General features: G+C 67.2%; 16 protein-coding genes. 11 read left to right on the plus strand and 5 right to left on the minus strand.

All coding sequences use genetic code 11. The annotated features are described in order from the left end of the window. Window positions 1-8 precede the first annotated feature (8 nt). From AB0I81_RS54130 to AB0I81_RS54155, 6 genes are all read left to right on the plus strand, one after another. Window positions 9-905: a TauD/TfdA family dioxygenase gene (locus tag AB0I81_RS54130; RefSeq protein ID WP_360676276.1), complete on the plus strand. Its 897-nt coding sequence runs from the start codon at window positions 9-11 to the stop codon at window positions 903-905. Further along, window positions 902-2362: an AMP-binding protein gene (locus AB0I81_RS54135; RefSeq protein ID WP_360676278.1), complete on the plus strand. Its 1461-nt coding sequence runs from the start codon at window positions 902-904 to the stop codon at window positions 2360-2362. The genes AB0I81_RS54130 and AB0I81_RS54135 overlap by 4 nt, the downstream gene beginning before the upstream one ends. Further along, entirely contained in the window at window positions 2353-3282 is a 930-nt protein-coding gene (locus AB0I81_RS54140) for a TauD/TfdA family dioxygenase (protein ID WP_360676281.1), read from the plus strand. The genes AB0I81_RS54135 and AB0I81_RS54140 overlap by 10 nt, the downstream gene beginning before the upstream one ends. A 75-nt stretch (window positions 3283-3357) precedes the next feature. After that, window positions 3358-5124, plus strand: coding sequence for a carbamoyltransferase C-terminal domain-containing protein (locus AB0I81_RS54145; RefSeq protein ID WP_360676284.1), 1767 nt, complete (start codon window positions 3358-3360; stop codon window positions 5122-5124). Window positions 5125-5188: 64 nt separating this feature from the next. Beyond that, window positions 5189-5431, plus strand: coding sequence for a phosphopantetheine-binding protein (locus AB0I81_RS54150; RefSeq protein WP_350948741.1), 243 nt, complete (start codon window positions 5189-5191; stop codon window positions 5429-5431). Continuing rightward, a complete protein-coding gene (locus AB0I81_RS54155) occupies window positions 5428-6903 on the plus strand; it encodes a condensation domain-containing protein (RefSeq protein WP_360676287.1) in 1476 nt (491 codons plus the stop codon). The genes AB0I81_RS54150 and AB0I81_RS54155 overlap by 4 nt, the downstream gene beginning before the upstream one ends. An 85-nt stretch (window positions 6904-6988) precedes the next feature. Here the strand turns inward: AB0I81_RS54155 and AB0I81_RS54160 are convergent, their stop codons facing one another. Then, window positions 6989-7720, minus strand: a complete 732-nt coding sequence (locus tag AB0I81_RS54160) for an LmbU family transcriptional regulator (protein WP_360676289.1) — start codon at window positions 7718-7720, stop codon at window positions 6989-6991. A 453-nt stretch (window positions 7721-8173) separates the two neighbouring features. Between AB0I81_RS54160 and AB0I81_RS54165 the strand changes: the two genes are divergently transcribed. Then, on the plus strand, window positions 8174-9469 hold the full coding sequence (locus AB0I81_RS54165; protein WP_360676291.1) for a glycosyltransferase: 1296 nt from the start codon (window positions 8174-8176) through the stop codon (window positions 9467-9469). Window positions 9470-9496: 27 nt separating this feature from the next. On the opposite strand, the gene AB0I81_RS54170 is transcribed toward AB0I81_RS54165, so the two are convergent. After that, window positions 9497-10006, minus strand: a complete 510-nt coding sequence (locus AB0I81_RS54170) for an anthrone oxygenase family protein (RefSeq protein WP_360676316.1) — start codon at window positions 10004-10006, stop codon at window positions 9497-9499. A 114-nt stretch (window positions 10007-10120) separates the two neighbouring features. Between AB0I81_RS54170 and AB0I81_RS54175 the strand changes: the two genes are divergently transcribed. Both AB0I81_RS54175 and AB0I81_RS54180 read left to right on the plus strand, forming a co-directional pair. Next, window positions 10121-10789, plus strand: a complete 669-nt coding sequence (locus AB0I81_RS54175) for a helix-turn-helix domain-containing protein (RefSeq protein ID WP_360676294.1) — start codon at window positions 10121-10123, stop codon at window positions 10787-10789. A gap of 306 nt (window positions 10790-11095) precedes the next feature. Beyond that, on the plus strand, window positions 11096-12001 hold the full coding sequence (locus AB0I81_RS54180; protein ID WP_360676297.1) for a S41 family peptidase: 906 nt from the start codon (window positions 11096-11098) through the stop codon (window positions 11999-12001). A 127-nt stretch (window positions 12002-12128) separates the two neighbouring features. Here the strand turns inward: AB0I81_RS54180 and AB0I81_RS54185 are convergent, their stop codons facing one another. Continuing rightward, entirely contained in the window at window positions 12129-12590 is a 462-nt protein-coding gene (locus AB0I81_RS54185; RefSeq protein WP_360676300.1) for a MarR family winged helix-turn-helix transcriptional regulator, read from the minus strand. A gap of 49 nt (window positions 12591-12639) precedes the next feature. Here AB0I81_RS54185 and AB0I81_RS54190 point away from each other — a divergent pair, with 49 nt between their 5' ends. Together AB0I81_RS54190 and AB0I81_RS54195 are read left to right on the plus strand one after the other, a co-directional pair. Further along, window positions 12640-14229 (plus strand): FAD-dependent oxidoreductase, encoded by a 1590-nt coding sequence (locus AB0I81_RS54190; RefSeq protein WP_360676303.1) that lies wholly within the window; start codon window positions 12640-12642, stop codon window positions 14227-14229. A 327-nt stretch (window positions 14230-14556) separates the two neighbouring features. Beyond that, window positions 14557-15432: a cyclase family protein gene (locus AB0I81_RS54195; RefSeq protein WP_360676305.1), complete on the plus strand. Its 876-nt coding sequence runs from the start codon at window positions 14557-14559 to the stop codon at window positions 15430-15432. Window positions 15433-15622: 190 nt separating this feature from the next. Here the strand turns inward: AB0I81_RS54195 and AB0I81_RS54200 are convergent, their stop codons facing one another. Both AB0I81_RS54200 and AB0I81_RS54205 read right to left on the minus strand, forming a co-directional pair. Beyond that, window positions 15623-16903, minus strand: a complete 1281-nt coding sequence (locus AB0I81_RS54200; protein WP_360676308.1) for a hypothetical protein — start codon at window positions 16901-16903, stop codon at window positions 15623-15625. Beyond that, on the minus strand, window positions 16873-17952 hold the full coding sequence (locus tag AB0I81_RS54205; protein ID WP_360676311.1) for a TOMM precursor leader peptide-binding protein: 1080 nt from the start codon (window positions 17950-17952) through the stop codon (window positions 16873-16875). The genes AB0I81_RS54200 and AB0I81_RS54205 overlap by 31 nt, the downstream gene beginning before the upstream one ends. Between the last annotated feature and the right edge of the window lie 118 nt (window positions 17953-18070).

Raw genomic sequence — 18070 nt, forward strand, 5'->3', positions numbered from 1 at the left:
CACCGGACGTGTGGTGGCTCGCCAACTCCACGGCGGTCGCGGAGCACCTTCGCCGTGACGGTGCGGTCGTCATCGACGGCGATGGGTTGTGCCAGGACGTAGCGGCTTTCCAGCGACTCGCCGCCGCGGCTTGCGGGCCGCTCGCCAAAGACAACCCGGAGCACAACAGCATCGACGATGACCCCACGGGCACGATCAACAGTCCGACCCCCTTCTCCCGGACCAGGAAGCTGCTGTGGCACAACGAGAACACGTTTGCGCGCATGTGGCCCAGGCGAATCATCTTTGGCTGCCAGGAAATCGGGGAAGGTGGGCAGACACCGACCGCGGACATGACGGCCGTCTACGGGCGGCTTAGCAACTCGGCCAGGGACGTCCTCGCCACCGGCGTCACCTACGTTCGCCGGCTGGGAATGGACCTCGGGCTCGACTGGCGCCAGGTCTACCGCACCACTGATCCAGCCGCTGCCGAGCGCGCCTGCGAACGGGAGGGCGCCATCTGGAGGTGGGATGAGCGCGGCGGCATCCTCACCACCGAGCAGCGGCGGCCGGCTGTCATCCTCGACCCGGCCACTGGCCGACCCTCGCTGACAGCACAAGTCCTGCATTGGCATCCTCGGGCACTGGACGAGGACATTTACGATTCGCTCCGTCTGCTTTACGAGCCTCACGAGTTTCCCAAAGGGTGCCGACGCGGGGACGGCAGGCCGATCCCCGACGCCGTCATCGACGAACTTGTAGAAATCTGCTCCGACCTGGAGGAAGTCGTGCCCTGGAAGCCGGACCGCACGATAGTCGTTGACAACCTGCGCCGCAGCCACGCTCGTAACCCCTATTCGGGCGTGCGTCGTTTGCTGGTCGCCGTCGGCGACCTCGTTGACTGCGCAGGATTGGCAAGGCCGTGACCACACGCGCGCACAGCCTCGTCGGCGAACTGACCAGTTCCACCGCCACCGCGGTCATCGAGCAGGGCACGGTCACCACCCATGCACAGCTACTCTCGCACGCACGCGAGGTCGCCACGCATTTGCGCCGACGCGGGGCCGGACCCGGGACAATCGTGCCTATCCAGGCGGCCCCGAGCACGACCGCCCTCATCCAGATCGTGGCCATCCTGATGACCGGAGCCGCCTTCGCTCCCATCGATCTCCGCATACCGCCACGCACTGCCGCCAGGATCGCCCGTCTGTGCGGTGCCGCCTTCATCCTCGGAGCCGCCGGCGGGACGACCGACGGCGTCGTCTGGCTCAGCCCCGGGGACGTGGCCAACGATCCAGGCGCCAACCGCCTCATACCGACCGTCCCGCAGGACACCGTGTACGTGATCTTCACCTCGGGCACCAGCGGCGATCCGAAGGGAGTCGTCGTACCCGAGCCTGCCGTGCGGGCCTACCTCGGCTGGTCGATGCGCGAGTACAACTGCACCCGAGGATGGGGGGCACCGCTGTTCACCTCGCTGGGCTTCGACCTGACGATCACCAGCCTCCTCGGACCACTCCTGAACGGCAGACGAGTACAGGTTCTCGATCCCTTGCGTTGGCCGCTTCAGGTCGCCACCGACCCCGGCATCCTCCAGGGCTCCAGTTTCGTCAAGATGACGCCAAGCCAGGTCAACATGCTGTGTGAGCTGCTGGAGGCGCGTGGAGCCCGGTGCTCGATACCAATCCTGGTTGTCGGAGGTGAGGCCCTGTACGGGCAAAGTGTCGCCCGCTGGCGACACAGCCTCCCCGACACGCTGGTGGTCAACGAGTACGGCCCTTCCGAGGCGACCGTGGGCTGCTGCCGCTACGTCGTGCCGGCCGGCTTCACCGCTCACGAGATTCCGATCGGGACCGCCCCGCCGGGCGTGGAGTTGAGTATCGAGGGACAGCCGCCCCAGGCCGGAGCCGAGTTCGAGGAGGGCGAGCTGGTAATTGCCGGGGTGCAGGTGGCGACCGGTTACCTCACCGCCTCGAACTCGGACGACGCCGCGGATGGCCGCGGGCAGTTGCGACCTTTCCCCAGTTCCGCCGGTAAGCGCAGCTACCGCAGCGGAGATCGCGTGCGGCGCGACCAGGACGGAACCTACACCTATGTTGGCCGGCTGGGCCGGGAGGCGAAGGTCGCCGGCTTTCGGATCAACCTGGCCGCTCTCGAGTCCTGCCTCAATGCCTTTCCAGGAGTGGTGAGCGCCACCGTCCAGGCGGACGAGGTGCACGGCCTCCGCTCGGCCGTGGTGACCCGGGACGGCGGGACGACCCAAGGCGATCTTCTCGCGCACCTGCGCCAGACATTTCCGTCCTACGCGCTGCCGAGTTCCATTCGGATCAATACACAGATCAACATCACAGAACGTGGAAAGTCGAGCGCGTCATGGGAGTAACAGGAAAGACGCCGGTCACCCCGGTCACACCATCCGACCTGAACGGTGACCTGACCGCCGGGCTGAATGACGAGCAGTCCCGGCATGTCAACGAGCTGCTGATGTCAGCGGGCCGCGTCCTGTTCCGAGGTTTTCCCCTCGAGAGCACAGCCGACTTCGCAAAGGCGGTTCAGGCACTGGGCGGCGACCCGTTGCCGTATACGGAGCGCTCCACGCCGCGGAAGCAACTCGAGTCCGGAATCTACACGTCGACCGAGTACACCCGGGAGGAGGAAATATTCTTCCACAATGAAAACTCCTACCAGGCGACCTGGCCGGCCAGGCTCTTCTTCTTCTGCCGGCGGCCGCCCGCTTCAGGTGGGGCAACGCCACTGGCCGACATGCGTCAGGTCACCGCCTCGCTTGACGTCGGCATCGTCGAGGAGTTCCGCAGGCGCGGCTGGCGGCACGTCCGAAACTACCATCCACAGATTGGCCTGCCGTGGAGCGAGGTATTTGGCACCACGAGCCGCGAAGCCGTGGATCTCTACTGCGGAAATAACGGCATACAGACACACTGGAACAACGACGGGACTCTCCGCACGGTAGCCGATCGAGTGGCTCTGCATCGCCATCCGGGAAACGGCGACGAACTGTGGTTCAACCACATAGCCTTCTTTCACTGGTCAACCCTTCCCGAGCGGGTCATCGGAGTCCTTGAGGAGCTTTTCGGAAGGTCCGGCCTGCCCAACAACACCGTCTACGGTGACGGGGCGGAAATTCCCGCGGAGGTATGCGCGCACATCCGCGAGAAATATCGTGAGGCAGCAACGCGGTTCGACTACCAGCAAGGCGACCTGCTGATGATCGACAACATGCTGACGGCCCACGGACGCGAACCGTACGAGGGAGAGCGACAGATCGCGGTGGCGATGACCTGACCCGGCCCGGCCGGCCCGGCTGGAGCCGCCGAACCGATGCGAACCGGCAGTGTCGACAGGAGAGGAGCAACAATCGTGCGGTATGTCCTGGGAATCAGTGGGCTGGGCCAGAGCCAGCCATACATGCGGCGGTCGTTTCCGGGACTGGACGAGCGCGTATATCGGCTCGCCCAGGGGGCGGACTCGGCAGCGGCTCTCGTCACCGAGGATGGCATCGTGGCCGCCGCGGCCGAGGAGCGTTTCGTGCGACGCAAGGGCACCGGAGAATTCCCACGGGCCGCGATCGAGTATGTGCTCGGAGCGGCCGGCATCACTCCGCGTGACGTGAGCGCGGTCGCGCACAACTTTGACTTCGGCCGGTACCAGACGTACTTCGAATCCGAAGGGGCGATCGAGGAATACAAGCACGTGTACGCGCCGGAGGTCGTACACCGCGATCTATTCGCGGCATTTCCAAGAGAACTCTGGAGCGATGATCTGAAGGTCATCCCGATATTGCACCACCAGGCCCACGCCGCCAGCGCGTTGCACTGTTCCGGCTTCGGCTCTGCCGATGTCCTGGTCGCCGACGGGATGGGAGAGTTCGAGAGCACATCGCTTTACGCAGGCGGATCGCAGGGACTGCGGTTGCGCGGCCAGGTGCGCGGACTGCACTCCATGGGACTCGTCTACGGGCTGGTTACCATGCATCTGGGATTTTGGATGAACTTCGACGAGTACAAGGTCATGGGACTGGCGCCCTACGGGGACCGGCGGCGACTTCGTCCGGCGTTCGACACTCTTGTCGTCCGCCAAAACGACGGCCGTTACACCACGCCCTTAACATACTTGAACGAAACAGCACAGGAACGCGCTACTTACCAGAAGTCACTGGAACATCTCGCCTCGGTTCTCGGCCCGCCCCGGGAACCGGGTGCGAACCTTGAGCAGCATCACCTCGACATCGCCGCGGCGTTGCAGGCCGTGACCGAGGAGACCATCACTGGCTTCCTGGCGGCCCACCGGGATGAGCAGTCCAGCGAGAATCTGTGCCTGGCCGGCGGCGTGGCCCTGAACTGCGTCGTCAACCAGGCCATCCGCAAGAGCGGGATGTACCGGCGGCAGTTCGCCCAGCCGGCGGCCGGCGACGACGGAACGGCACTGGGTGCGGCGCTGCTGGTGATGGAGGAGGAGGGCGCCGAGGTGCCCGGGGAGCGGGTTCGCCCGCGCATCGGGCCGCCCTACCTTGGTCCGGCATTCACCTCCGAGCGCATCCGGGCCACGCTGGAGCGCACCGACCTGCGATGGCGGCGATGCGAACCCGACGACCTCGTCGCTGAGGCTGCCGGGCTTCTGAGTGACGGAAAGGTCGTCGCGCTCTTCCAGGGCCGGATGGAATACGGCCCGCGAGCGCTGGGGAACCGCAGCATTCTCGCCGATCCACGAGCCGTCGAGATGAGGGACCGGATCAACTCAATGGTCAAGCAACGGGAGGAATTCCGGCCGCTCGCGCCGGCGGTCCTGCTCGAGTACGCAGAGCAGTGCTTCGAGATCGACGATCCTGCCGAGTATCTGTGGATGATCGAAACCGTCGATGTTCGTGAGGCTTGGCGTCCGAGACTTGGGGCGGTGACGCACGTCGACGGCACTGCCCGGATCCAGGTCGTGCGACGCGAGGACAACGAGCTCTACTGGCGGTTGATCGATGCCTTCCGGGCGATCACCGGCGTTCCGGTCCTGCTCAACACCTCGTTCAACTCGCGCGGGGAGCCGATCGTCTGCTCACCCGAGGACGCGGTGGCGACGTTCTCCCGGATAGACATCGACGCGATGGTCATGGGAGACCATCTGGTGTCGCGATAGAAGGGGCCTGCGGATCCGTGCATTCCCGTAGCCAAGGCAAGCTCTCGGACCCCAGGAGGCAGCCGTGAGAACCATCGATGAAACTCAAGAGCTCATTGGGAGCATCTGGGTTGAGCTTCTCGGCCTTGATGCACCGCCTGACCGCTCGGCGCGCTTCTTCGCCGTTGGCGGCGACTCAATCCTGTGTGTGCGCTTCGTCGCCATCGCGCGCACACGGGGTGTCGAACTCACCATCCGCGACGTACTGGAAGATGACGAGATCGAGTCCCTCGCGGCCCGAGCACGTCCAACGGGGGAGCGATCGTGACAGGCCGGGGCCGCGACACCATCTCCGAGTCTGTCCGCGCGACGCTCTACGCGACAGCCGGAGCCGGCGAGGTGGAGGCTTTCGAGGTTCCGGACGACCGCTGGGCGCAGATACCCGCGCTGGGCCTGGTCTCGCCGGTTGATCGCCGACGGCTGCCGGCCGGTGCCGTGGATGCCTTCCCGATGAGCGAGCAACAGGCCGCGATGGCCACCCGGATGCTCATGGCCGCTGCCCTCCGGGACCGCGGCGCCATCGGGGTCCCGGCCTATCACAACGTCGCAACCTCGCGTCTGACCGTACCTCGCGTGGAGCCCGCAGCCTTCGAGGCGGCCGGGCTCGGCTTGGTGCGGGAGCACGAAATGTTCCGCTCGCTGCTGGACTTGGACCGCTACTCGTGCCCGATGCAGATCGTACTGAACCATGTCGACCGGCCATTGGTGAAAGTTTGCGACTTACGGGGGCTCCACGACCGTGAACAGCAACAACGGTTGGCCGAGTTCGCTGACGCCGAGAACACGCGGACCATCGACCTGAAGGATCCGCCCCTCGTCACGATCACGGTCCACCTCCTGAGTGATACGGCGATCGCCTTGACCCTTACTGAGCCGCATGCGATTGCTGACGGGTGGAGCACCCACCTGAACCTGGTGGAATTCCTGGACCGCTACGTCGCGGAACTTACCGGGCGGCCACCCGGGCAGTCGGCGTCATCTGCCTCGAACGCCTCGCCCCGCTTCAGACTCCGCGAGCACAGCGCGCAGCAGCTCTTCCAGTCGCTCACGCTCGCCGACGCACAGTGGTGGAGCCGGTACCTGAATGGATTGGAAACGCAGTCGAGTGCCGAGACCACTCGCGACTGCCACACCTGGCAGGACTCGGTGGAGATCGCAGGCCAGGAGAATCGCATGCTGAGCCGGCTTGCGGCGAGTTCCTCCTCCGGGTTGAAGTCCGTGCTTCTCGCGATCCACCTTGAGGCGCAGGCGCGACTGGTCGGCGGGCGGAGCATCCTCACTGGCGTCCCCGTCAATACCCGGCTCGCGGTACCGAACGGCGTGGATGCGCGGGGGATGTTCCTCAACGTCGCCCCGCTGCGAATCGACGTCGCAGCACCTGGTGTGGAGGCCGTTGCCCGGGCGCATCGGGAGCTGATGAAGGTCACCATGCGCGGCCGGACTCCGCTGGCCCAATTGGCCCGCACCGTCGGGAGGGCAGTAATACCGACTTCTCTGTTTGGTTTCAACAGCTTCCATAGCATCGCCGGCGCCGCGCAACGGCTCGACCTGGACACGCTGGAGGCGGTCGAAGACTGGTCCCACACGGATTTCCCGTTCGAGGCCAGCTTCAATCGAAGCCAAGAGATAGGCGAGCAAATCCGCATTCTGCTCTACTCCGAGGGCTCCCCGCATACGCGCGCCGATGCGACTGCGGCGTACCGCGACGCCGTTCAGCGGTTCGCCCAGCTTGATTGGTGAGGGGCAGCAGAGCGACCTCACTTGTTACTCACCAGGCCGATGGGACGCCATCGGCAGGCACCGTGTCCCTGTCCGCCGCTAAGTGTCAGCTAACTTCGATGGCTCGCGTCGCCGGGTTCAGGTCCCGCGAAGCGGATGCCAGGGTCGCGCGAGCGGCCTGCTCAAGCATCAGCTGCGCCCACGTTCCAACGGAGAGCTGGGACTTGCTGGCCGCCTCCGTGATCATGGCAAGCTGATCGTCGGTGACATCCAGGTGCAGTTTCAAGGCCATGGCGCTGTCGCCGATACTGGCACCTTCATGCCTGGCGTGATCGTCAGCGGTTACCGCAGCAGCGATACCTCGGTCAGCCAGGTCGTCGCCGCGCGCGGCGAGGCTGGCGCGCACCTCGCGCCGCAGGTCGTTCCTCGACCAGCCAAACAACTCTGCCTTCCGAAGCCAATAGTCCTGCTCCGGCTCGGGGAGGCTGGCGACTGCGGCGTGATGCTCGAAGCTCAATCCCGCCCTCCGCCTCGCGTGCGCGAACTTCCTGGCGACCCACGCATAATTGCGAAGCGTCTTGTAATCAAGCGAGGTCTGCTCGATAGCACTGCGGTAACGCCCGGTGAAGCGAGTTTCACCGTAAATCAGCCAGTCGCCCAGGCACCATGCCGAGCCGGTCACGGCCTCGGCCAACCCCTGGCCAATTCCAAGCCAATTATCAAATGGCATCCTACTGTCAAGGCGCAGTCCTGTTGAGGGCAGAACGGCGACACCGGCTGTGATATGACCTGCGGGCAGGGGCGGGAACTGCGAAGGCACTCCTGACTCAGCTTTCATTACCTCATCCTCCTGAATATGGTGCGGTTAGCGGGAGTCGCCAGCACGGTAGTGAAAGTTCTTGCAAGCTCAAGACCCGCCCACTTTCGTCTGCTCGCCCAGTCCTTCGCTGCACGAAGTCCGGCGGCCGGCCTTCGTAGCTGCCGTCAATGACCCGGGCAGAGACGCTTACGACGAGATTCGACCCTCCTTGTGATCATGAATCGAGAGCCGGCTCTTTCGGTCATCTGGCTCACACATCCGACCATGGAAGGCACCGGTCCTTCTTCGCTCTCACGGCGCTCTTATCGGACCCCTCTCGCGTCCACGCGACAGCAGCGCATGGACACCGTGCCGATAGTGGCGTAAGGGCGGCATTCGGCAACGTGGCTTCAGGTCCCGTCGGGGATCGTTACCACGTCCCAGAGCAGCCAACGGCAGACGTCTCCTGCAGAAAGCGCCTGAGGTGATCGCATGCCTAACCAGCCACAATTGTCCGTGGTGATCCCCACCTACAACCGGGCGCCATTGCTGCGCAAGACGCTCGCGTCGCTTGCCGCTCAGCGCAACCCGCCGCCGTTCGAGGTCATCGTGGCCGATGACGGGTCCACCGACGGCAGCGAGCAGGTCGCCGAGGAGTTCAGCGACCGCCTGGCGATCCGCTACCGCTATCAGGAGGACCAAGGGTACCGGGTGGCCAAGGCGCGGAACATGGGCGCGGCCATCGCCAAAGCGCCGATCCTGGTGTTCCTGGACAGCGGCACGCTAGCGGGACCTGATCTGCTCGCCGGCCACCTGCGCAGCCAGGCCGAGCACCGTCCGGGCCCCCGATCGCCGGCCTGCGGGGCGGCCGTGATCGGCTACACCTACGGGTACCGGCCCTATGACCCTACCCCGGGGCTCGCCGAGGCGTTCACCTTGCTCAGCCCGCAGCAGGTGTACCAGCGCTATCTCGCCGATCCGCTGTTCCGCGACTCGCGTCATGAAGAGCTGGACAAGGTCGACTTCAGCTTGACCGGGCTGAGGATGCCGTGGCTGTTCTTCTGGACGCTGAACGTCTCGGTGCATGCCGCCGACTACACGGCGGTGGCCGGTTTTGACGAGCGCTTTGACAGCTGGGGAGGGGAGGACCTGGAGCTCGGGTACCGCCTGCACCGGCACGGTGTGCCGTTCGCCTGCGACACCCGCCCCTGGGCGATGGAAATACCGCACGAGCGTGACCGCGAGGCCAGTATCGTGAGCAACAAGAGCAACGCGCTGCGCATTCTCATGGCGCACGCCGACCCTGCCGTCGAGCTCTTCTGGGCGCTGCTGACGCGCGACTACCTCATGTTCCCCGCCGAAGACGCCTACCGTGACCTTGTCGACTGGGAGGACCGGGTCATCGACCTGGACGTGCAGCCAGAAGTGGACCACGGCACCGCGGACCTGCCGGCCGGGGCCCGCGTGGCGGTCTTCGGCAGCGGCGCGAGCGTGCCCGGTCGTGGGCTGCGCGGCGCGTTGGTGGATTTCGACCACAGGCTCCTCACCGGGGCATCCGTCGACTGCCGCTTCATCACGCACCACGGAGTTGGCTTGCGGACACCCTGGCCCGACAACACCTTCGACCGTGTCGTGATCACTTCCCGGTTGTCGCGGCTGTGGCCGCAGTGGAGCGAGGTCATCCGAGCCGAGGCCCTGCGGATCGGCGCCAGTGTCCGCTGCGCCCCGGCCCTCGACAGCGAAGCCGGCGCGGCGCGGACGCGTGTTGACACGCGCCCCGCCGGCTGACGCCACCCTCGCCGTGGCTCCTCAGGCTCATTGGGAGACTCGCGCGGGCTGTCGGGCCGGATCTGCGCTGTGGAGCGTCTCGCTGCCCTGCCGGTCGACGGCCTGGGCGATCAGAAGTGCGGCGAAGGCCAGCACCGCCATGGCGGTCCGTACCATGTGCAGCGTCCACCAGCGTTGGCGGATGTCCGCCCAGTCGGCCGGCAGCTGATCAGCGTTCCAGGAGGTCGCGAGCTGGTTGAGCGGCTCCAGTTGGGTGACGGTGAGCACGACCGTGGCCGCCAGCAGCAGCAGGCTGGCGGCGCTGAGCCCGAAGACGAGCCAACCACGCTGGTAGGACATAACGCACGTTGTCAGGAGTAGTGCGACGCAGGTGAGCAGGAGCACCGGCGTGACACGGCCGTAATCAATATTGAGCGCCTGCCAGTACCGCACGTAGGCGGGTCCGGGCAGCGAGCGCAGCGACGGAGCGAGGGAGGTGAAGACGACACCGCCGGCAAACAAGCCGAGCAACAACGCGGCCGCCGTCCGAATGATCACCAGTGGCAAGGGGGGCATGCTCGCCTACTTCCGGTGCTGAGTCTCACGTATTGGCTAGATAGACACCTTTTCATTTGAATCAGATCTAGTCAATTGTCTGGCACCATGGTCCCGATGAGTGACAAGCCGAAGCGTCGATATGTCAGCCACCTGCGGCGGGAGAACGCCGAGGTGACCCGGCTGCGGATAGCCGAGGCCGCCCGGGCACTCATGCTGGAGCGCGGCTATGCCGCCACGACGATGGCCGACGTGGCGCAGGCGGCAGGCGTCGTCGTACAGACGCTGTATTCGTCCTGCCCAGGGGGCAAGCCAGGTCTGGCGAAGCTCGTCTACGACGTCACCTTGGCCGGCGATGGGCAAGCCATCCCGCAGAGCGCACGGCCGCAGGTGCAAGCGATCATCGCTGAGCCTGATCCGGTACAGAAACTGGCCAGGTTCGCGGAGATGGCCATCACGATCTTCCAACGTATTGGCCCGGTGCATCGCGTGCTGCGCGCCGCCGCAGCGGCCACGCCCACCGATGCCGGATTGAACGATCTGCTGGCAAGCGCCGAACAGCAACGATTGGTCGGCAGCCTGGGACCGGCCGAGCACCTGGCGGCGGTCGGCGCGCTGCGCACTGGGCTGAGCATCGAGCGGGCCGCCGATCAAATCTATGTCTTGACGTCGATCGAGCTGTTCGAGCGATTCACCGAGACTTGCGGTTGGAGCGTGCGCGACTGCCAGGACTGGCTGGCCCGGACACTGACCGAAATCCTTCTCGACCCCGCCAAGAAGTCCTGACAATGGCCCTGTCGGACAGGCCGTCGCCAGCAGCGAATGCCGCTGACCTCACCACTGGCGCTGGACTCGGTGCTGGGTTCGGTGCCGGGTGCGATCGTGGTCGCGCCAGCCGGGCGCGAAGACGCGCTACCGCAGTGGGTGCCGCTGGTGGCGCAGCGGTGTAGCGCAACCGCTGACGCAACTGTGGGCGAGCGCCGCGAACTGCTCAGAAACGCCGATCCCCGGAACATCCTCAGGAGGCGGCAAGTAGAGACGGCGTCTGTACGGCTTTGACGTTTTCGTCAGGGCAGTGCTCTCCTCCCTGCCATGACGACTCTGACGACCCTTCAGCCCGCCCCTGTCATCAACGAGACAGCCCGGCTGCTGACCGGGCACTACGTCTTCCCTGAGATAGCCGAGCAGCTCGCCGACCTGCTCAAACGACGCCTCGCCGAGGGCGCCTACGACGTTGACAGTGCCGAGGAACTCGCCCGTCTGGTCACCGCGGACCTGCAGTCCGTCAATGACGACAAGCACCTGAGACTGAAGTACCACGCCGACCCGGTGTCCCCCGAGCAAGGCGCGGCAACCCTGGAGTCCATCCGCCGGGACTTCGACACCTCGCTGGGCGGTGCGCCCCGGGTGGAGTTGCTCGACGGAGGGGTCGCCGTGGTGGAACTGGCCCCGATGCTGTTTCCGCTGGATTGGGCCGCCGAACCGCTGAGCGCCGCACTCACCCTGGCCTCCCGCGCCCGGGCGCTGATCGTGGACCTTCGCAACAACCGGGGCGGCGACCCGGACACCGTCGCCTTCGTCTGCAGCTACCTCCTGGACCAGCGCACCCACCTCAACACCATGTACTGGCGCAGCGGCGAGCGCAGCGAGCAGTCCTGGAGCCTGCCGCACGTTCCCGGCGCGCGTTTCGGCGGCAGCAAACCGTTGTACGTATTGTCCAGCGACAGCACGTTCTCCGCCGCCGAAGAACTGGCCTACGACCTGCAGCAGCTCGGCCGCGCCGTGGTCGTCGGCGAAGCCACCCGCGGCGGCGCGCACCCGTGCAAGGGCTGGACCGTGCACCCCCACCTGGAAGCCACCATCCCCACCGGCCGCGCCATCAACCCCGTCTCAGGCACGAACTGGGAGGGCACCGGTGTGCAACCGGACGTCCCTTGCCCTGCCGCGAAATCCCTCGACCAGGCACACACCCTGGCCCTCGCCCGACTGGCAGGCTGACCCAGCCCAGCTGGAAGTCTCCCGTGCCGCCTTCTACGACCGCCGGGGGTGCACGCGCAGTTGAAGCGCCAACTCTCCGGTCAGCAGCGCCAATGAGAAGCAGACGTCACAAGAGCCCGCCGGTTCTTCACCGCGGCCACGCTCGCATCAGGCTGTCGCGCAATTCCGCCAGTGCCGCGGGCCCTAGTTGGCTCTCGAGAACTCGTTCCAGGTCATGAAGAATCCCCAAAGCGACGTCACTACGCCGACAACCCGCGACCGTCAAGGTGATGAGGGTGCTGCGTGGAAAGCCCGGCCCCGGCGTACTGGTAAGGAGACCCTCGCCGAGAAGCTGCGTGACAGCACGATGCATCGTCTGCCGGGTGACGCCGGCGCGGCGGGCGAGTTCGGCGATGCTCAGCGATGTGCCGCCGTGCAGGTGCGCGAGCACGACCGCGTGCGCCGGCGTGATGGGATCCACGCCCGCGGCTTCCAGCCGCTCCAGCAGCTCGTCGGAAAACCACCTGACACCGCGTTGCAGAAGAGCGAGTAGTGGCAGGTGCACGTCCGAGTGATCCTCAGCGCTCATCGCTTGCTTCCTCTCGCTCATGGGATACGCTCCAGTGTCAGCATAGCTAACACAGAGAGGTTCAGCTGCCATGACGAGCTATGACGTCGACGTCCTCGTCGCAGGAGCAGGCCCGGTCGGACTTACGGCGGCCTTGCAACTGGCCCGATGGGGCGTTTCGGTTCGCTTGGTGGATGCCGCGCCCGGCCCGGCCACGACCAGCCGCGCGCTGGGTACTCACGCCCGCAGCCTGGAGATCTACGATCAGCTCGGGATTCTCGGCGACATCGCTCCGCACGGAACGAGGGTCAACGCGTTCATCCGCCACCAGGCCGACCGCACCGCCCGGGTCGACTTCGATTTCGGCGACCTGGCGACCCCGTATCCGTACATGTTCAACATCGACCAGGTGATTACCGAACGGGTGCTTCGCGGATATGCCGCTTCGGCCGGGATCGAGGTGGAGTGGAACACCGTGCTGGAGTCGTTCCAGCACGACGATGACGCTGTCACGTCCCTGTTGCGCAACGGTGACGCGCGGCACGAGACCGTACGTGCGAAATACCTCTGGGGCTGCGACGGCGGGCACTCGACCGTCCGCAAGATCCTCCAGCTCCCCCTGGCGGGCGAGGCCGCCCACACCTGGCTGATCGCCGATGCGATCGTGCACACCGATCTGGCGCGAGACGGCGTGCACTGGCTGTTCCCGGCCGGCGGCGCGCTGATGTTGTTCCCGTTTCCGGATCCGGGCAAGTGGCGGCTCCTGGACACGACCGGCGAGGGCGAGCCTGAGCGTCCCGAACAGATCGCCCGGCAGTTCAGCACCAAGTTGTCGCAGGCTCTGGGACGGGACACCGTCGTGGACGGCCCCAGCTGGGTGTCGAAGTTCACCATCCAACAGCGCGCGGTACCCGCGATGCACGCCGGGCGGTGTTTCGTCTCGGGCGACGCCGCCCATGTCCACTCCCCCGCGTCCGGGCAGGGCCTCAACACCGGCATCCAGGACGCGTACAACCTGGCGTGGAAGCTGGCCATGGTCGTCCATGGCCACGCCGATGCCACGCTGCTCGACACCTACGACGCCGAGCGCGTTCCCATCGGCAGGGCCCTGCTCGCCTCCACCGCGAACGTCATGGACAACGCCATGGTCGACACCGGCACCACCGACAGCCAGGACTCCGACCAGGGCTTCATGCGCCGGCTCATCCGGAACATGTCGGGCCTGAGCATCGCCTACCCCGACAGCCCGCTGACGGTGCCCGACGACGAGCCAGGTCAAGGCCCACGACCTGGCCGGCGACTCACCCAGATCTCCGCCGCCGATGCTCAATCACCCGGCTGGACGGCGCTGCGCGCGTTGCTCAGAACCACAGCCTGGCACCTGCTCGTCTTCGCTCAGAGCAAGCCCGCCACCGGTCAGGGTCAGGTCACCCCGGGGACCGAGCCACTACCGGCCTGGCTGGACAAGGTGACGATCAGCCGGCGTCGGCCGGATGAGGACGAGCACGCTGTGTGGGATCCCGACGGCCGGATCCAGGACACGCTGACCGCGGCCGATGGGGACTGGATCCTCGTACGTCCCGACGGCTATCTCAGCGCGCGCGGCACCGGGGAGGCCAGCCTCCGCGCTGCCCTGCACCGGTTGACCGGCCCGCACACGCGGGAGTCGGCGCGTGCGTGATCAACCCGCTTCGACGCGGGCTCATCCGGTCGGCATCGACACCATCGCCGCCGCATGCGACAACCGCCGGCGGCGGGACGACGCATTCACGAGATGACCTCACAGGAGGCCGGGGCTCAGGACCGGGCCACCTCGCCCCTCACGGCCACCGCGTCCACGGGCGCCCCATGCCGGAGGAGCGCGACCGCCAGGGCAGCCCTCGACGGGTGCCTGCCTCGGCTGGTACGCCGGCGGCGGCGCTGTGCCCATCGCCTCATCTGCCCACCATCACATCGAGCCGGTAGCGGGACGGACCTGCGGGACCGTCACGCCGGGACGGAGCAGGACATGACCGAGACGGACCTTCCGACCAACTGGGGCCGCTGGGGCGGCGACGATCAGCTGGGGACCCTGCATCTGATCGATGCGGCGGCAAGAGAGCGAGCTGCCGCCGAGGTACGCGACGCACATCACGTCAGCCTGGCGCGCCGCGTCAAGCCGGTGCCGCTCACGACCGGACTCGGGCCCGTCGGCGACCCGGCCGTGATGCCGGCCGGTGTGCTGCAGATCGTGAACTTCAACGGGGTGAAGGCTTTGGCGATGACGGACACACTGCTCGTCAACACGCACAACGCCGCCTTGACCCATCTCGACGCCGTCGCACACATGCCGATCGGTGAGCACGTCTACCCGGGCGTACCGGTGCACGCCGCCGTCACGCCGACCGGTGTGACGCATGGCTCGGCCGATCCCTTCGGCGCAGGAGTCGTGACCCGCGGCGTGCTCCTGGACCTGGCTCCCGGTGGCGGCAGCCTGCCTGCCGATCGGCATATCGGGGCGACCGACCTCGACTCCGCTCTCGATCGCGCGGGCACGATGTTGTCCTCCGGAGACGCCGTGGCCGTGCGCGGCGGCTGGGACACCAACCGTCCGCTCAGCCAACCGGTACCAGGCCTCGACCTCAGTGCCGTGCGGTGGCTGAACGAGCACGGCGTGAGCGTCTACCTCGGCGATATCAGCGACGCGCGACCGGCTCAGTATCCCTTGCCCATGCATCAGGTCGCCCTCGCACGGCTCGGCCTCCCACTGGTCGACGCGGCCGACCTCGACGAGCTCGCCGAGGCCTGCGTAACGCTGGGCCGCTCGAGTTTCATGCTGGTGTTGGCGCCCCCACGCATCACCGGCACCACCGGACTCGTCGTCAACCCGATCGCCATCTTCTGACCACGGCAGCCGTCGTCCGCGATGGTGGACATGCCCGGACCGGCCGAGGACGCGCCCCTGGTCTGGTGCCGGGACAAGTACCGCTGAGACAGGTACGCCCGAGCTGATCGCCTCACCAAAACGGCCGTGCGCCTACCGTCAAGGTCAGCTCGGCCTTGAGCGTGCCGTGCGAATCCTTGCCTGTGCTGCTTTACCGCCTCGACCGGCGGAACCAGTGGCGGCGCGTCCGGACGAAGGTCACGACGAACAGCACCTGTATGCCGCCCTCGACCAGGATGAGCAGCGCGGCGTCGACCGCGGCGAGGACGGGGCCGCCGTGGAACCCGGCCCACAGGGCGGCCAGCGCGTTGGTCAGCCCGCTGACGATGATCGGGGCGCCGTAGAAGGCGAAGACCGTCAACGTGACGGAGCTGCCCAGCGCCAGGGCGACGGCGTAGATCCGTACGGCCCGGCGCTCGTGGACGGCGAGGTCGCCGGTGGGGTCGGTCACCGGCGAGCCCGGCTTCCTGAGCGGGGCCACCGCCCTGGCGAGCAGGTACCGGACGTAGCGCAGACCGTCGCCGAACAGGTCCTTGCACCGGAGCAGGTCGCGCAGCACGAAGTAGAGGTCGGTCCGCATGTAGATCTGGGCCTGGAGGGGCAGGCACAGCAGCGTGGTGAGGATGAAGGCCCGCAGCAGCGCCTCGGTCAGGCCGGGCAGCGGCAGGTAGGCGACGGCCAGCACCATCGTCGCGATGAGGAAGACGTCGGACGCCATTCCGGCCAGATACACGCGGTACCGGTGCCGCCGGGGAACTCCCCAGATGGCGGTGACGTCGGTCTGCACGACGAGATAGTGCAGCCTGGTGCCGAACCCGATCCTCGCCGGCGCGCCGAGCGAACGCGCCGCGATCAGGTGCATCAGCTCGTGCACGCTCGCGACGAGAGAGAAGAACGCCGTGTTGACCAGCACGGACAGCCCGGTGTAGCCGCTCCAGAAGAAGTCCCGGTGGTGGGGGAACAGGCTGGGCCGGGCGAGAACGGTCAGGGCCGCGGCCGCGACGACGGCGACCCAGAAGAGCTTCATCGGTCTGGAGAAGACCCATCGGACGTGCCGCTCGGTGACGCCCTCGAAGTGGCCGGCCACCGGCGCGGCCTGCGGGCCGGGGAGCGGGCGCCCGTCGATCTCGGCCACGAACGCGAGGTCGGCGAGCGAGTCGACGAAGTCGGCCACGTCCAGCTCGACGTCGTGCCCGGCGGCGATCGCGGCCTCGACGTCCGCGATCGGCCGTCCCTCGCGGAGCAGCCGGATGACCTCGCCGCACACCGCGGGCAGCTCGACGAACTCGCCGAGGTCCGGGCGGCCGACGATGACCGCGTCCGGATCGTCGTCGTCGGGGCGGACGACGAGGTGGTGGAACCGTACGACGCTGCCCGCGCCGGCCTCGGCCGCCTGGGCGCTCACCGCGCCCCCGGCCCGCAGACCGGGCATGCGTCGTCACGCGGGACGTCGATGGAGTACTGGTGGTCCCAGACGGCCAGGTTCCAATGGAAGACCCTGCCGCGGGTCTGCGCCGGCAGGCCGCCGAGCTGGTACAGCACCTCCAGCGCGCACAGATGGCCGCTGATGTTCGCGCTGGCGGCGACCACCGCGTTCGGCCGCGACTCGGCCAGCAGCCGCCCGAGCTCCTTCTCCTTGCGCGCCTCCTCCTGCCGGTCCAGGCAGGCCCAGCAGGCGGTCTCCCCGGGCACGAACGAGCCCACGACGACCATCGGCCCGGTGTACAGGCTCATGAACCACGGGGTGCCGGTCCGCAGGGCCGCTTCGTTGGTCCACTCGACGATCTCGGGGTGCGGTTCGTCGGCGCACAGGACGAACACGTCGCAGCCAGTCATCAGCTCGGCGACGTCGCCGGGGCCGGCCACCTTGGTCTCGCTCCCGGTCACCAGGACCGAGCCGTTCATCGCCCGCAGCCGTGCGGCCGCCTGGCCGACCTTGGACCTGCCCACGTCGGCCTCGGCGTACAGGAGCTGGCGGGTCAGGTTCGACTCTTCGACGTCGTCGAAGTCGGCGATGCGCAACGCGCCGATGCCGCTCGACACCAGCCCCGCGGCGACGGCCGATCCGGTGCCGCCCACGCCGAGCAGGCTCACCCGGGCGTTCCTGATCGCGGACTGGACGTCGTGGGGTGACGTGCGCGGCGAGGTGTCGATCCAGCTGAAGAAGTGGCGTGCGGACTCGTACCGGGCGACCTCCCGCTCCGTGAGGTTCGCCGGCACGGGGGCGCCGGCGTCCTCGACGAAGCCGCTCTCGACCAGGTCTTCGATGACGCCGCGCACGCTGTCGTCGTCCACATCGGGGTGGGTCTTGCCGAAGTCGGCGCAGATCTCCTCAACGGTCCGGGTGCCGTCCATCAGGGCCAGGATCGTGGCGATGCTGCCGTCCTCGTCGTCGGCTATCTCGGAGGCCACTCCGAACTGGGACAGCCCGATGACGATGCGGTTGCCGGGCAGCACGAACGGCTGGTGGACACGTTTCACCCTGGGCAAACGCACTCGTCACCCTTCCTCACACACTGGAGCGGAACCGGCCGGGGCCCCGCCCGCCCGGGGCGCGGGGGCGGGCAGGCGCGCCGGGGCCGGGCCCGCCGCCGCGGCC

This window comes from Nonomuraea sp. NPDC050404 (assembly GCF_040655495.1).
Classification (GTDB): domain Bacteria; phylum Actinomycetota; class Actinomycetes; order Streptosporangiales; family Streptosporangiaceae; genus Nonomuraea.